This window comes from Pseudomonas aylmerensis, from assembly GCF_001702265.1.
In the GTDB taxonomy this organism is placed as follows: Bacteria; Pseudomonadota; Gammaproteobacteria; order Pseudomonadales; family Pseudomonadaceae; genus Aquipseudomonas; species Aquipseudomonas aylmerensis.
The window spans coordinates 598578-614470 of the sequence record NZ_MAUE01000045.1 but is presented as its reverse complement, the minus strand read 5'-3'; the positions used below and the strand labels follow the sequence as shown (position 1 = coordinate 614470).

The 15893-nt window shown below is 61.9% G+C and carries 12 protein-coding genes; 8 read left to right on the top strand and 4 right to left on the bottom strand.

The features are described from left to right. Position 1: 1 nt before the first annotated feature. The 3 genes from rraA to ppsA form a co-directional block, all read right to left on the bottom strand. Entirely contained in the window at positions 2-493 is a 492-nt protein-coding gene (gene rraA / locus BBG20_RS28670) for a ribonuclease E activity regulator RraA (RefSeq protein ID WP_032887592.1), read from the bottom strand. Positions 494-681: 188 nt separating this feature from the next. Beyond that, positions 682-1671, bottom strand: coding sequence for an alpha/beta fold hydrolase (locus BBG20_RS28665; protein ID WP_065909523.1), 990 nt, complete (start codon positions 1669-1671; stop codon positions 682-684). 106 nt (positions 1672-1777) lie between these two features. Next, on the bottom strand, positions 1778-4153 hold the full coding sequence (ppsA, locus tag BBG20_RS28660; RefSeq protein ID WP_065909521.1) for a phosphoenolpyruvate synthase: 2376 nt from the start codon (positions 4151-4153) through the stop codon (positions 1778-1780). A gap of 178 nt (positions 4154-4331) precedes the next feature. On the opposite strand from ppsA, the gene ppsR reads away from it, so the two are divergent. Further along, complete coding sequence (gene ppsR / locus BBG20_RS28655) at positions 4332-5150, top strand: posphoenolpyruvate synthetase regulatory kinase/phosphorylase PpsR (protein WP_003193298.1); 819 nt, start codon at positions 4332-4334, stop codon at positions 5148-5150. Between the two features lie 167 nt (positions 5151-5317). On the opposite strand, the gene BBG20_RS28650 is transcribed toward ppsR, so the two are convergent. Continuing rightward, entirely contained in the window at positions 5318-6742 is a 1425-nt protein-coding gene (locus BBG20_RS28650; RefSeq protein ID WP_065909519.1) for an aminotransferase-like domain-containing protein, read from the bottom strand. Between the two features lie 160 nt (positions 6743-6902). Between BBG20_RS28650 and BBG20_RS28645 the strand changes: the two genes are divergently transcribed. From BBG20_RS28645 to BBG20_RS28615, 7 genes are all read left to right on the top strand, one after another. Continuing rightward, complete coding sequence (locus BBG20_RS28645) at positions 6903-7796, top strand: DMT family transporter (RefSeq protein WP_162946161.1); 894 nt, start codon at positions 6903-6905, stop codon at positions 7794-7796. 35 nt (positions 7797-7831) lie between these two features. Beyond that, positions 7832-9694, top strand: a complete 1863-nt coding sequence (gene moeB / locus BBG20_RS28640) for a molybdopterin-synthase adenylyltransferase MoeB (protein ID WP_065909515.1) — start codon at positions 7832-7834, stop codon at positions 9692-9694. 24 nt (positions 9695-9718) lie between these two features. Then, complete coding sequence (locus tag BBG20_RS28635) at positions 9719-10633, top strand: PLP-dependent cysteine synthase family protein (RefSeq protein WP_065909869.1); 915 nt, start codon at positions 9719-9721, stop codon at positions 10631-10633. Between the two features lie 32 nt (positions 10634-10665). Continuing rightward, on the top strand, positions 10666-11658 hold the full coding sequence (locus BBG20_RS28630) for a serine O-acetyltransferase (protein WP_065909514.1): 993 nt from the start codon (positions 10666-10668) through the stop codon (positions 11656-11658). A 2-nt stretch (positions 11659-11660) separates the two neighbouring features. After that, on the top strand, positions 11661-12389 hold the full coding sequence (locus tag BBG20_RS28625; protein ID WP_065909512.1) for an alanyl-tRNA editing protein: 729 nt from the start codon (positions 11661-11663) through the stop codon (positions 12387-12389). 245 nt (positions 12390-12634) lie between these two features. After that, positions 12635-14380 (top strand): ABC transporter permease, encoded by a 1746-nt coding sequence (locus BBG20_RS28620; protein ID WP_065909509.1) that lies wholly within the window; start codon positions 12635-12637, stop codon positions 14378-14380. Positions 14381-14394: 14 nt separating this feature from the next. Next, positions 14395-15717: an ABC transporter ATP-binding protein gene (locus BBG20_RS28615; RefSeq protein ID WP_065909867.1), complete on the top strand. Its 1323-nt coding sequence runs from the start codon at positions 14395-14397 to the stop codon at positions 15715-15717. Positions 15718-15893 lie beyond the last annotated feature (176 nt).

The window sequence follows — 15893 nt, the reverse complement described above, 5'->3', positions numbered from 1 at the left end:
TTTATTCAGGCATTTTCAGCGGGCTTGGCGAGACGATCACACCGTTGTTGTCGGCGTAGATGTACTCGCCCGGGCGGAACGTCACACCGGCAAAGGTGACCACCACGTTCAAGTCGCCGATGCCGCGCTTGTCGGTCTTCATCGGATGGCTGGCCAGGGCCTGCACCCCCAGGTCGGTCTGGGCGATAACGTCGACGTCACGGATGCAGCCGTAGATCACCAGCCCTTCCCAACCGTTTTTCGCGGCTTTTTCGGCGATCATGTCGCCCAGCAGCGCGCGGCGCAGGGAACCACCGCCGTCCACCACCAGCACCTTGCCAGCGCCCGGCTGGTCGGCCTGCTCCTTGACGAGGGAGTTATCTTCGAAGCATTTGATGGTGACGATCTCGCCACCGAAAGAGTCTCGGCCGCCGAAATTGCTGAACATCGGCTCGACCACCTGCACCAGGTCAGGGTAGGCGTCGCACAAGTCGGGGGTCACGTAATGGTTCATTGAAAAATTCCTTTCCGTCAAAGAAGTGTCTTTCGAAAGAAGCACGGGCCGAAGCAGGTGCGAAACATCCCATCCGCCTGGCCGCAACGCAATAGCCACTGCGCGACTGAATATGACCAGAAGCGTTTACCGCGTCATATCTTAGCCGCAACCACACACGAGTGAAACGCCCTTGGCAGAGCACTGCATCAAACGCTGGCCGCGACCTCGGCCGGGGCGCCGAACAACGGTGTCAGCGGATCTTTCAGCCATTGCGCCACCAGCGGCCACACTTCCATTTGTGCGGCTTTGCTGACCAGCATCTCCACATGCCCGAAATCACCGGTAAAACCTTGCTGACGCCCCAGGCACAGGTACTGGCGATGCTGCGAACCGATTTGTTCGAACAACTTGCGGCAGGCCCAATCGGGGTCCTGGTGGTCGCCTGCAGCACTGACGGCCAGCAGCGGCACATCAACGTCGGCCAGGCCTTTCCACCAATCCTGCTTACCTTCGCCAAAGCGGCCAAACAGGCCATTCCAACGCATGGCTTCGACCAGCACGCCTGCCGGCTCGTCCTCCGGGCCGCGCTTGAGCCGCGAGCCGGACAGTTGACCAAAACGCTTGAGCAGCAAGCGGCCGGTCCACTCCACCGGCGGGATTTTCAACGGCCAGTGGGTGCGACTGACCTGACAGCCAAACAGGGCCACCGAGGCCACCGCCGGCGCGCCAAGATGCTGCCCGCCGAGGGCCGCCGCCAGGGTCGTGCCGCCGAGGGAGTGGCCGATCCAATGCGGGATCTGCGCACTTTGCTCGCGCACAAACGCACCAATCGCCGGCAAATCGTAACGCGCGTAATCGGCGACGCGGTTCCTGGCGTAGTGGTGATTGCGCCGCGACAGGCCATGGCCGCGCATTTCCGGGATCCACACGTCGAATCCCTGGCGCGCCAGGTAAGCCCCCAGGCCGATCCCTTTGGGCGAATACCAGAAACGCCGATTGGAAAAACTGCCATGCAACAAAATGACCGGGATGCCCCGGTTTTCCGGGACATCGGCCAAGCCCAAACGGGTAACGGCCAACTCGACGGTACCGTCGGGGCTGTTGCCGGGTTTGAGGCGATACACATCTTCACTCAGGTCGCCACGACGTTCAGCGCTGATCAAGGCGACGGGAAACAGGTTGCTGCTGCTTTGCATAATGCTCTTGCACAAAAAAGGGCGGCGTCCGGAAGGAGTTCCGCCCTGCACAGATAAGAATGCCGGTCACCCTTGACGGGTGACCGGCACTTTTGACGTATCGACCTTAAGCCGAAGCTTGGCCTTCAGCCAGGAAGAACCAGGTTTCCAGCACGGAATCGGGGTTCAGCGAGACGCTTTCGATGCCCTGCTCCATCAGCCACTTGGCCAGGTCAGGGTGATCGGAAGGGCCTTGGCCGCAAATCCCGATGTACTTGCCGGCCTTGTTGCAGGCCTGGATGGCGTTGGCCAACAGCTTCTTGACGGCCGGGTTACGCTCATCGAACAGGTGGGCGATGATCCCGGAGTCGCGGTCCAGGCCCAGGGTCAGCTGGGTCAGGTCGTTGGAACCGATGGAGAAACCGTCGAAGAATTCCAGGAACTCCTCGGCCAGGATCGCGTTGGACGGCAATTCGCACATCATGATGACGCGCAGGCCGTTTTCGCCCCGGGACAAGCCGTTTTCGGCCAGCAGGTCCACCACCTGGCTCGCCTCGCCCAGGGTGCGCACGAAGGGCACCATGATCTCGACGTTGGTCAGGCCCATCTCGTTGCGCACGCGCTTGAGGGCGCGGCATTCGAGTTCGAAGCAGTCACGGAACGCTTCGCTGATGTAACGCGACGCGCCACGGAAACCCAGCATCGGGTTTTCTTCTTCCGGCTCGTAGAGCTTACCGCCGATCAGGTTGGCGTATTCGTTGGACTTGAAGTCCGACAGCCGCACGATGACCTTTTTCGGGTAGAACGCCGCTGCCAGGGTGCTGATGCCTTCCACCAGCTTCTCGACATAGAAGCCCACCGGGTCGTTGTAGCCGGCGATGCGCTTGTCGACGCTTTCCTTGATGTCCAGCGGCAGGCCGTCGTAGTTCAACAGGGCCTTGGGGTGCACGCCGATCATGCGGTTGATGATGAATTCCAGGCGGGCCAGGCCCACACCGGCGTTCGGCAACTGCGCGAAGTCGAAGGCGCGGTCCGGGTTGCCGACGTTCATCATGATCTTGAACGGCAGGTCAGGCATGGCGTCGATGGAGTTTTGCTTGATGTCGAAGCCCAGTTCGCCTTCGAAGATGAAACCGGTGTCGCCTTCAGCGCAGGACACGGTCACGCCCTGGCCGTCCTTGAGCAGTTGGGTCGCGTTGCCGCAACCCACTACCGCAGGAATCCCCAGCTCACGCGCGATGATCGCCGCGTGGCAGGTACGCCCGCCACGGTTGGTGACGATGGCGCTGGCACGCTTCATCACCGGCTCCCAGTCCGGGTCGGTCATGTCGGACACCAGCACGTCGCCTGGCTGGACTTTGTCCATCTCGGACACGTCCTTGATGATCCGCACCTTGCCGGCGCCGATGCGCTGGCCGATGGCACGGCCTTCCACCAGCACGGTGCCGGTTTCCTTGAGCAGGTAGCGTTCCATGACGTTGGCCGAAGTGCGGCTTTTCACGGTTTCCGGACGTGCCTGCACGATGTACAGCTTGCCATCGTCACCGTCCTTGGCCCATTCGATGTCCATCGGGCACTTGTAGTGCTTCTCGATGATCATCGCCTGCTTGGCCAGCTCGCTGACTTCAGCGTCGGTCAGGCAGAAGCGCGCGCGCTCGGCCTTCTCGACTTCAACGGTTTTCACCGAGCGACCGGCCTTGGCCTCGTCGCCGTAGATCATCTTGATGGCCTTGCTGCCCAGGTTGCGGCGCAGGATGGCCGGGCGACCCGCTTCGAGGGTGCCCTTGTGTACGTAGAATTCGTCGGGGTTGACCGCGCCTTGTACGACGGTTTCGCCCAGGCCGTAGGCGCCGGTGATGAACACCACGTCACGGAAACCCGATTCGGTGTCCAGGGTGAACATCACGCCGGCGGTGCCGGTTTCCGAACGCACCATGCGCTGCACACCGGCAGACAGGGCCACCAGCTTGTGGTCGAAACCCTGGTGCACACGGTAGGAAATGGCGCGATCGTTGAACAGCGAGGCGAACACTTCCTTGGCCGCGCGGATCACGTTTTCCACGCCACGGATATTAAGGAAGGTTTCCTGCTGGCCGGCGAAGGAGGCGTCCGGCAAGTCTTCGGCGGTGGCCGAGGAGCGCACGGCAACCGCCATGTCCGGGTTGCCGGCCGAGAGCGTCGCGAAGGCGCTGCGGATTTCTTCGTTGAGTTTCTCGGGGAACTCGGCATCCATGATCCACTGGCGGATCTGGGCGCCGGTCTTGGCCAGGGCGTTGACGTCATCGACGTCCAGAGCGTCCAGCGCGGCGTGGATCTGAGCGTTGAGGCCGCTCAGCTCAAGGAAATCGCGGTAAGCCTGGGCCGTGGTGGCGAAACCACCGGGCACCGACACACCAGCGCCTGCAAGATTACTGATCATCTCGCCGAGGGATGCGTTCTTGCCCCCCACGTGCTCTACATCATGGACGCCGAGCTTATCGAGGGAAACTACGTACTCTACCAAGGTGATCTCTCCACTTTCTGTGTTGGAAAAGCTCAGGACGCCGGCGGCTCAGTAGGAGCTAACGCCAGCGCTTGTGGCCTGGACCTGGAAAATAAGTGAGAATGCGGCCCACTGCGGGACGGCAAAATCGCGCCTATCATATCCAAGATTCGCCATCAGCTTAAGGCCCAGGGCTCAAATGAAACGATCTGCTTTCTTTATCTCCGACGGCACCGGCATTACAGCCGAAACACTGGGTCAAAGCCTGCTCGCGCAGTTCGAAAACATTACCTTCGCCAAATTCACGCGGCCCTACATCGACAGCGTGGATAAAGCGCGGGCCATGGTACAACAAATCAATCTGGCGGCTGAAAAAGACGGCTTTCGCCCGATCATTTTCGACACCATCGTCAATCAAGACATCCGTGAGATCCTCGCAACCTCCAATGGTTTCATGATCGACATCTTCTCGACCTTCCTTGCGCCACTGGAGCAGGAGTTGAGTGAACATTCCTCCTATTCGGTCGGAAAGTCCCATTCCATCGGGCATAACTCCAACTATATGGAGCGTATCGAGGCGGTGAACTTCGCCCTCGACAACGACGACGGCGCCCGCACGCACTACTACGACAAGGCCGACCTGATCCTGGTCGGCGTGTCGCGTTGCGGCAAGACCCCGACCTGCCTGTACATGGCCATGCAATTCGGCATCCGTGCGGCCAACTACCCGCTGACCGAGGACGACATGGAGCACCTGACGTTGCCCGCCGCCCTGCGCGCCCATTCGCACAAGCTGTTTGGCCTGACCATCGACCCGGACCGCCTCACCGCGATCCGCAACGAACGCAAGCCCAACAGCCGCTACTCCAGCTATGCCCAGTGCGAATTCGAAGTGCGCGAAGTGGAAAATCTGTTCCGCCGCGAGAACATTGCGCATATCAATTCCACGCATTTCTCGGTGGAAGAGATTTCGGCGAAGATTTTGGTGGAGAAGGGCGTGGAACGGCGCTTCAAGTAATGATAGGCAGGCGCTGACTGTGGCGAGCGGGCTTGCCCCGCGTTGGGCGGCGAAGCAGCCCCCATCAAGATGAATGCGGTGTGTCAGACGGTCCTCAGTCACTGGTTTTGGGGCTGCCAGGCAGCCCAACGCGGGGCAAGCCCGCTCGCCACAAGGACCGCCGTCATCTACAGGTGAAAGCGCCCGCCGCCCTGCCCCAGCGCGGTGGCCAGCGCATCAAACCCCGCCCGCAACAGCTGATCATCCCCCGACGTATTGCAGATGCTCGCGCGGATAAACTGCGGCACCGCCGTCTGTCCCACGGCAAAGGCCTCGGCGGTGGCGATCAGGTAATTGTTCTGCTTGAGTTCCGCCTCGATTTCCGACGCGCGCCACGGCTCCGGCACTTCGATCCAGAAATGCGGGCTGTTCAGGTGGGTGCGGTATTGCAGGCCCGCCAACAAATCCTGCACCAACGCCTTGCGCCGGCTGATCTCATTGATCTGCTGGCGCAGCAGGTATTCCGCCGTGCCGTTCTCGATCCACTGGGTGGCCAGCTCCAGGGTCACCGGCGTGGCCATCCAACAGGTGGAACGCAACGCCGCCGAGATACGGCTGACCAGCGCCGGTGGTGCATGCACATAGCCCACACGCAGTCCGGCCGACACCGCCTTGCTCAAACTGCTGATCAAAATCGTACGCTCAGGGGCGAAATGACTGAGGGGTGGCGGCCGGTCCTCCACCAGGACGCCGTGGGCTTCGTCCTCGAGGATCAGCAGATTGTGTTCGCGGCACACCTTCACCAGCGCCTCGCGCCGCGCCACCGATAACACCGCCGTGGTCGGGTTCTGGATGGTCGGCGTGCAATACAGCGCCGACACCCGGTGATTACGACAGACCTCATCCAGCGCGCTCGGCAGCACACCTTCCTCATCCATCTCCAGGCCGATCAAGCGCACGCCGAGCATGCGCGCGGCGGTGATCAGCCCTGGGTAAGTAAGTTGTTCGGTCACCACCGTGTCGCCGGCGCGCAATAGCGCCATCATCGCGCAGAGCAGGCCATGCTGGCCGCCGTTGACGCAGATGACCTGTTCGGGGATCGGGTGAAAATCGCGCTGCACCAACCACTGCGCGCCCGCATCGCGATAACGCGGCAGGCCGGCATCCGGGGTATAGGCGCTGATGTCCTGGAGGAACTTGGCATTGGTCGACAGGGTTTGGAAACTCTGGGCCAGGAAGGCGGTTTCCTGCCCCGGAATATGCATGTTGCGGCTCATGTCGAAGTACTGGCGCGGCTCCTCGCTGAAATTGCGAAAGCCTTCATCACGCTGGCGCTCCATCCCACGCTTGCGCACGAATGTGCCGTCACCCACCCGCGCCACTACCAGCCCGAGGCGTTCCAGTTCGCCGTACGCCCGGCTGATGGTACCGATGGTCACCCCGAGATTGTCGGAAAGCACCCGATGGGGCGGCAGTTTTCGTCCAGGTTCAATCAAGCCTTCGAGGATGCCCCGTTCCATGACATCGGACAGGCGCTTGTACTTCACGCCCTGCCCGTTGGACAACCCCTCACGCATAATTGACACCATGTCAATATTTGTTTTGACAGCCATCTTTCGCCCTAATAGTGTGCTTTTACGGGTTCAATCGCCGAATTTTACAACTCATTACAAGCTCAATATAGAGTTCAATTTCGGCTCAGGGAAGCAATAAACGATGCCAATGTCCGCCGTTCTCGAAAACACCGCGAAAACAAAAACCCAAAAACAGTGGTTGGCCGCACTGGTCACCAGCGTGATGTTCCTGATCGTGTGCCTGAGCTGGGGCACCACTTGGCTGGGGATCAAGATTGCCGTGGAGAGCGTGCCGCCGCTGACCTCCGCCGGCCTGCGCTTCCTGATCGCCTTCCCGCTGTTCCTGTGTTTCGCCCTGGTGCGCCGCGAGCCGATCCTGTTTCCCCGCGAGAGCCGCTGGTTCTTCGTGTTCGTGACGCTTTCCTACTTCAGCGTGCCGTACTACCTGCTCAACTACGGTGAAATGCACGTGTCGTCGGGCCTCACCGCCCTGCTGTTCAGCTGCATGCCGGTGTTTATCCTGATCTTCTCGGCGCTGTTCCTGCGCGAGCGCATCTACTTTTCCCAGGTCGTCGGCATCGGCATCGGTTTCGGCAGCCTCTACATGATCATCAAGAGCCAGGGCCTGCACCTGGACCACGCCGAGTTCTTCGGGGTGCTGGCAATTCTGACCGCCGCGATCATGCATGCCTTGTGCTACGTCATTACCAAGCAGAAAGGCAGCGCCATCAGCGTGATCACCTACAACACCCTGCCCATCGGCATCGCCGGGTTGATGCTGTTCGTGGCCGGCCTGTTTTTTGAAGCGCCGACCTTCGATGCCATCACCCTGCGCTCCTGGAGCGCGCTGTTCTACCTGGGACTGGTGGCGTCGGTGGGCGGCTTCATCGTGTATTTCATGCTGCTCAAGCGCTTGAGCCCGATCATTCTGTCGTTCGTGTTCATCATTTTCCCGGTGTTCGCGGTGATCATCGGCGCCTGGTATGAAGGCGTGGCGATTTCCCGCGACCTGATGCTGTACTCGGCCATCCTCCTGGCCGGCTTTGCGATCACCAAATTGCCGATTGAAAAACTCCTGGCCAAGAAAAATTGACCGGCCCGGCCCTCCCACCACAACGCGAGAGAAACATGGACGTCCTCCGCCCCCTTGCCCTCGAACAGATCTACGCCCACGCCAGCCGCAGTTACCCCGAGGAATGCTGTGGCTTCGTGTTTGCCGATGGCAGCGTGTACCTGGGCAGCAATATCCAGAACGAGCTGCACCGCAGGAACCCCGAGATGTATGCGCGCAGCGCCGCCAACGGCTACACGTTTTCAGTGGCCGATACGCTGCTGATGAACAAAGCGTTTCGCAGCGACAACCCGGTGGTGGTGATCTACCACTCCCATCCGGACGTTGGCGCCTATTTCAGCGACGAGGACCAGGACAAGGCCCTGTTCATGGGCGAGCCGATCTACCCGGTCAGTTACCTGGTGGTCGATGTCCGCCAGGGCCAGGCCCTGGGCTCCAAGCTGTTTGCCTGGGACGGCCAGCATTTCGCTCCTCACCCCTTCAACGACCTGCACACGGAGTTGTCCATGAACGCTGTCTCTTTCCCCGACATTCTGGTTCGCGTGGCCAAGCTGCCGGAATCGACCCTCGAGGGCACCGGATCGACATTGCGCGAAGTCATTGAAAACCTCTGCAGCAGCCACCCACAGCTGCGCCCGCACCTGTTTCACGAAGCCAACAACCAGCTCAAGGAACACTTCCTGTTTACCGCCGAGGAAGAACTGATCGGCGCCGATGACCGGTTGCCGGAGAAGGCCAGGATCGAAGTGCTGCTCGCCACGTCCGGCGGCATCGACGTCGACACCCTGAGTAATGAAGAAGTACAGCGTTACGTGCGCCACATCACCCTGCCCGGCGTCGGTCGCGAAGGCCAGTTGAACCTGAAAAAAGCCAAGGTGCTGATCATCGGCACCGGCGGCCTGGGCTCGCCCATCAGCCTGTACCTGGCGGCGGCTGGCGTCGGCACCCTGGGCCTGGTGGATTTCGACGTGGTGGAAAGCAGCAACCTGCAACGCCAGATCGTGCACGGCAACAGCACCCTGGGCATGCCCAAGGTCGAATCCGCCAGGCAGCGCCTGCAGGACCTCAACCGTCATATCCAGATCAACGCCCACGATACCGCCTTGACGGCCGACAACGCCCTGGAACTGGTGGGCGCCTATGACTTGGTGATCGACGGCACCGACAATTTCGACACTCGCTACCTGGTCAACGATGCTTGCGTGCAACTGGGCAAGCCCCTCGTATACGGTGCTATCTACCGTTTCGACGGGCAGATCAGCGTGCTCAACTATAAAGGTGGGCCGTGCTATCGCTGCCTGTTCCCCAGCGCCCCCCCGGCAGAACTGGCCCCCAACTGCAGCGCCGGCGGGGTGATCGGCGTGCTGCCGGGGGTGGTCGGGATGATCCAGGCCACCGAGGCGATCAAATTGCTCATCGGCATCGGCGAGCCGCTGTCCGGCCGCTTGATGCGCTTCGATGCGCTGGCGATGAAGTTCAGCGAGATCCGTTTCAAGCGCCGCGCCGACTGCCCCTGCTGCTCCGAGCTGCGCCACACTGAAACCCGGGCGCCCGCGGTCTGTGCAGACGCCATGCCGAGCCAACCGTCGCTGGCCGAAGAGCGCTACATCAAGCCTCGCGTGCTCAAGCAGGTGCTCGAACACCACCGCAGCGCCGACGTCCTGCTGGACGTGCGCGATGCCAGCGAACTGGAGGTGTGCAAATTACCGGGGGTGGTGCATATCCCCCTGGCCGAACTGGATGGCCACCTCGACAGCCTCAGCCGGGACAATACCCACTACCTGATCTGCTACGCCGGCACCCGTGCCGAGCAAGCGGCCAGCACCCTGCTGGCGGCGGGTTTCGCCAACACCAAAGTCTTGCAAGGCGGCATGAAACACTGGGTTCGCGACGTCGAACCCGACATGCCTTTGTACTGACCTCCGGCCATGGGCTCCTACCTGATGCTGCATAACTCAATCCTCGACGCCATCGGCCACACGCCGATCGTGCGCATGGCGCAGTTTTCCGAAGACCTCGGCATCGAGGTCTACGCCAAGCTCGAATCCCTCAACCCCGGCGGCAGCCACAAGGCGCGCATCGCCCTGGGCATGATCCTCGACGCTGAGCGCCGGGGCGTACTGATCCGCGACTCCGGGCAGACCATCATCGAGCCCAGCGGCGGCAATACCGGCATCGGCCTGGTGATGGCCGGCAATGTGCTCGGCTACAAAGTGGTGCTGGTGATCCCCGACAACTACAGCCCGGAAAAGCAGAAGCTGCTGCGCCTGTACGGCGCCAAGGTGGTGCTGTCGGACAGCCGCCTGGGCAACAATTCCCACGGCGAAAAGTGCATGGAGCTGCAACTCGAAAACCCCAGCTTCGTGATGCTCAACCAGCAACGCAACGGCGCCAACCCGCAAACCCATCGCGACACCACCGCACGGGAAATCCTCCGCGCCTTCGGTGATCGCCGGGTGGACTATTTCGTCAGCGGCATCGGCACCGGCGGCCATATCACCGGCATCGGCGAAACCCTGAAGGACGCGTGGCCAGCCATGCGCGTGATGGGCGTGGAGCCGGAAGAGTGCGACCTGCTGAAAAACCAGCACGCGCCGCACCATATCCAGGGCCTGTCGATCGGGCTGATACCGAGCATCCTCAACCTGGACATTCTCGACGGCATGCTCAAGGTCTCGCGCCAGGAATGCATCGACATGATGAAACGCATCATGCGCACCGACGCCATCAGCCTGGGCCTGTCCTCTGCCGCGAACATGGTGGCCATCGCCAGGCTCGCCCCCGAACTGCCGCCCGAAACGGTGGTGCTGACCATGGTCTACGACAATGCCGACAGCTACCTGCCCAGTTTCGAATAATCGACAACCATCCAGCATACGGGGGTGCCTTCATGGGCGGCTTTATCGACATGCAACAGTTGCACGATGAGTTACTCACCCACCTCATCAAGACGCTCACGCCGGCGCAGATGAAGCAACTGGAGCCGCACCTGGCGCCGTTGATCCAGAACGCCGCCCAGGCGGTGGCCGAGGACCTCATCGCCTATGCCTACCGTGACCCGGCGTCGCGCGGGCGTGGCGAGTTGATCCTGGAGTCCTACGCCTCGTTCAAGGCGGTGTTGTACTACCGCCTCGCCCACCTGGTGTGGAATTTTCCTGACCAGATGAACGGCGTGTTCTCGCGCATCGCCCTCAAGCTGAGCAACCAGGGCAAGGTCCTCTCCGGCGCCGAGATCCACCCAGCGGCGCGCATCGGCCGGCGCTTCGTGCTCGACCACGGCTACGGCACGGTGATCGGCGAGACCTGCGAGATCGGCAACGACTGCTACATTCTCTGCGGCGTCACGCTGGGCGCGCGCGGCATCGCCAACAACCCCGATGGCAAGCGTCATCCGCGCCTGGGCAACAACGTCGAAGTCGGCTCCGGCGCCCGCGTGCTGGGCTATGTGCTGATCGGCGACAACGTGTTTATCAGCCCCTCCTGCGTGATCACCCAGGACGTTCCGGCCGGCACCAAGGTCAAGGTGGTCAACCAGATCCAGCTGCAGAAAAACGATGAGTCGGACCACAGCAACTACCTCGGCGCCTTCGCCCTCGATGAGCGTTTGCACGTGGTCGGCGAGGTGAATGCCAGCCACAAGGTCACGGTGCTGGACGCCGACTTCCACGCCTTGCCGGGGCTGATGCTCGAACCCACGGTGAAGGAGCGCCATCACCTGCAGTTTCGCCTGCACCGCATCGAGTCGGGCAATCAACTGCCGCGCCTGCCGCTGAACCTCAAAGTGTGCGGGCCGGAATTTGAAATCACCCTGCTCTCTCCCCCTGGCTTGAGCGCGATGGTGCGCCACCTGTTGCAAGCCAGCCCACTGATTGTCGGAGGTTGAACATGTCCGTGCACACCATGGAAACCCTCGCGCTGTTTGACAGCGCGCCCTACCAGAATGCCTTCAGCGCGCGGGTGATCGCCGTCAGCGAACACGGCATCGCCCTGGAGCACACGCTGTTCTATCCAACGGGCGGCGGGCAACCGGGCGATACCGGCCACTTCACCCTGGCAGACGGCACTCGGGTCGAGGTCATCGGCACGGTGCGCGACGCGGTGCAGCGCTCGATCATCTGGCACCAGGTGGAGCACTGCCCGGCCCCATTGATCGCCGGGGTACAGGTGGACGCCGGCATCGATTGGGCACGCCGCTATCAACACATGAAAATGCACACCTGCCTGCACCTGCTGTGCTCGCTCATCGACGCGCCGGTGACCGGCTGCAGCATCAGTGCCGACAAGGGCCGCCTGGATTTCGACCTGCCGGAAATGACTCTCGACAAGGACACCCTCACCCGCGACCTGAACGCGCTGATCGCCCAGGCCCACGAGGTGAAGACCCTGTCGATGCCCGCCTCGGAATACGCCACCCTGCTGCAGATCACCCGCACCCAGGCGGTCGCACCGCCGGTGATCCAGGGCTCGGTACGGGTGATTGAAATTGGCGGTATTGACATCCAGCCGTGCGGCGGCACCCATGTGATCAACACCGAGGAAATCGGCCGGGTGTTCTGCGAAAAGATCGAGAAGAAGAGCAAGCACAACCGCCGGGTGATCTTGCGCTTTGAGTAACCGCCGAGTTGCGACCGGGGCGCCGCTGCCCAGGTCGCGGTTCGTACAGCAAACTGACAGCAAATTTATGCGCTTGTAACATTCAGAAACGTACAATTCCGCCAGCATCGTCGCGATGCCCCTGACTCACGGAGAAGAGCGTCCGCCCCTTCTCGGTGAGTCGTTCGTACAAAAGCTACGCTCATCCCCATAACGCCCCTCTGACCCTGAACGCTGCTGGAATGACTGCCTATGAGCAACGGCCGATGAAAAAAGTATTCCGTCATTACATCCCTGCGTCCACGTTGCGCTTGCTCCCCAACCGCTGGGACCTGGTCGCCCTGCCGCTGGTGATCGGCTTCTTGCTGTTTTTCTCCATCACCGCCCGGGAGACGTGGGCTCCCATCGCCACCCTGCAGAGCGACGTGATTTCCCTCGACCCGGCCAACCTGCCGGAATACGCGATGCGCACCACCCTGCGCATGCTCGCGGCGATGGTCGCGGCACTGGTTTTCACCCTGCTCTACGGCACCCTCGCGGCCAAGAGCCGGCGTGCCGAAAAACTGCTGGTGCCGGTGCTCGACATCCTGCAGTCGGTGCCCGTGCTCGGTTACATCTCGTTTACGGTGACGTTCTTCCTGTTGCTGTTCCCCGGCCGCGTGCTGGGAGCCGAATTCGCGGCAATCTTTGCGATTTTCACCAGCCAGGCCTGGAACATGACGTTCAGCTTCTACCAGTCCTTGCGCATGTTGCCCCATGACCTGGTCGAGGTATCCACCAACCTGCGGCTGTCCGGCTGGCAGAAGTTCTGGAAACTCGACGTGCCCTTCGCCATGCCAGGCATGGTCTGGAACATGATGATGAGCATGTCCGGCGGCTGGTTCTTCGTGGTTGCCTCCGAGGCGATCACCGTCGGCGACAAGACCATCACCCTGCCGGGCGTGGGTTCGTACCTGGCACTGGCCATCGCCCAGAAAGACCTGCACGCGGTGGGCTATGTGATCCTGGCGATGATCGCGGTGATCTTGATCTACGACCAGTTCCTGTTCCGGCCGCTGGTCGCCTGGGCCGACAAGTTCCGCATGGAGACCACCGCCTCCCAGGGCATTGCGCCACAATCCTGGGTGCTCAATCTGGTCCAGCGCACGCGCGTGGTCCAACGCATCCTGCGCCCGGTGACCCGCACTATCAGCCGCCTGGGCAACAGGCGCTTCAGCCTGTCGCGCGGCGTGCGCACGGCAACGCCGGCGGCCAGTGCGACGCGGTCCAAAGTGATCGACTGGGTGTGGGGCGCACTGATCGCGGTGCTCACCGCCTATGCGCTCTACCACATCGTGCGGTATGTCGGCACCGAGGTGACCTTCAGCGAAGTCGGGCACGTGTTTGTGCTGGGCCTGATCACCCTGCTGCGCGTCGCGGGGCTGATCCTGATTGCGTCGCTGATCTGGGTGCCGCTGGGCGTGATGATCGGCCTGCGACCGGCGCTGGCGGAAAAAATCCAGCCACTGGCGCAGTTTCTTGCGGCCTTCCCGGCGAACCTGCTGTTCCCGGTGTTTGTGATTGTGATCCTGCACTACGACCTCAATCCGGACATCTGGCTCAGCCCGCTGATCGTGCTCGGCACCCAGTGGTACATCCTGTTCAACGTGATCGCCGGCGCCAGCGCCTTCCCCAACGACTATAAGGAAGCGGCGGCCAACTTCCGCATTCGCGGCTGGCTGTGGTGGCGCAAGGTGATGTTGCCGGGCATCTTCCCGTACTACGTCACCGGCGCCATTACCGCGTCAGGCGGGGCGTGGAACGCCAGCATCGTTTCCGAGTACGTGTCCTGGGGCAAGGACACCGTGGTCGCCCACGGCCTGGGTGCCTACATCGCACAGACCACGGCGGCCGGCGACTTTCCAAAAATCGCGCTGGGCGTGGTGGTGATGTCGATCTTTGTGGTGGCGTTCAACCGTGCGGTCTGGCGGCCGATGTACGCCATGGCTGAAAACAAACTCCGCTTGAATTGATGGGATTCGCTGCGATGACTACCGACACCGTACACACCGCCGACACTCCGGAAATCTATTCGCTGAAAAACGTGAACCGGGTGTTCGGCAAAGGCAAGGATGAACTGCAGGTCCTCAGCGGTGTGGACCTGAGCCTGCACGAAGGCGAGATTGTCGGCATGCTGGGTCGCTCGGGCTCCGGCAAATCCACGTTGCTGCGCATCATCGCCGGCCTGATCCAGCCGTCCTCGGGCAAAGTGCTCTACAACGGCGCGCCGCTGAACGGCCCGGCCGAGGGTGTGGCCATGGTGTTCCAGACCTTTGCGCTGTTTCCCTGGCTGACCGTGCTGGAAAACGTCGAAGCCGGCCTGCAAGCCTTGCAAGTCGAGCGCAAGGAAACCCGCCGGCGTGCCCTGGCAGCAATCGACCTGATCGGCCTGGACGGGTTTGAAAACGCCTACCCGCGCGAGTTGTCCGGTGGCATGCGCCAGCGTGTGGGATTTGCGCGCGGGCTGGTGGTCAACCCGACGCTGTTGTTGATGGACGAACCGTTCTCGGCCCTGGACGTACTCACCGCCGAAACCCTGCGCACCGATTTGCTGGATTTGTGGAGCGGCAAGCAGCTGCCGATCAAGTCCATCCTGATCGTGACGCACAACATCGAAGAGGCGGTGCTGATGTGCGACCGCATCCTGGTGCTGTCGTCCAACCCCGGCCGGGTGGTCGCGGAAATCAAGGTGCCGTTCGCGCACCCGCGCAACCGGCTGGACCCGACCTTCCGGCAAATGGTCGACGACATCTACGCGCTGATGACCGACCGGCGCAGCGCCGATGCCAGCCGCGGCCTTCCCGAATTGAAAATGGGCAGCCTGCTGCCGGAAGTTTCCACCAACCTGATGGCCGGCCTGATCGAAACGCTGGCCGCCGAGCCCTACAACGGCCACGCCGGCCTGCCCACCGTGGCCGAACGGCGCTTGCTTGAAGTCGACGACCTGTTCCCGGTGGCGGAGATGCTGGAGCATTTGGGTTTCGCCGAACTCAAGGGCGCCGACATCACCCTGACCGACGCCGGCAAGCTGTTCGCCGACTACGGCACCCAGGAACGCAAGACCTTGTTCGCCGAGCATCTCATCCGGCACGTGCCATTGGCCGCGCGCATTCATCAAGTCTTACTCGAGCGCAGCGGCCACCGGGCGCCACGGGTGCGCTTCGAGCAGGAACTGGAAGACTCGATGACCGAAGCATTCGTCGAAAAAACCCTGGAAAGCGTAGTGGCGTGGGGGCGCTATGCGGAGATCTTCTCCTATGACGACCACACCGAGACGTTCAGCCTGGATGATGTGGAAGGCAGCATGTAAGCGTCGAGACGAACGTAACTCCAAATGTGGGAGCGGGCTTGCTCGCGAAGGCGGTGTGTCAGCGCCACATGAGCTGACTGGTCCACCGCATTCGCGAGCAAGCCCGCTCCCACATTGGATCGATGGTGCTGCCTGGATCACGAACAAATCGACAAACCGGTTTACCGGCATGCCTG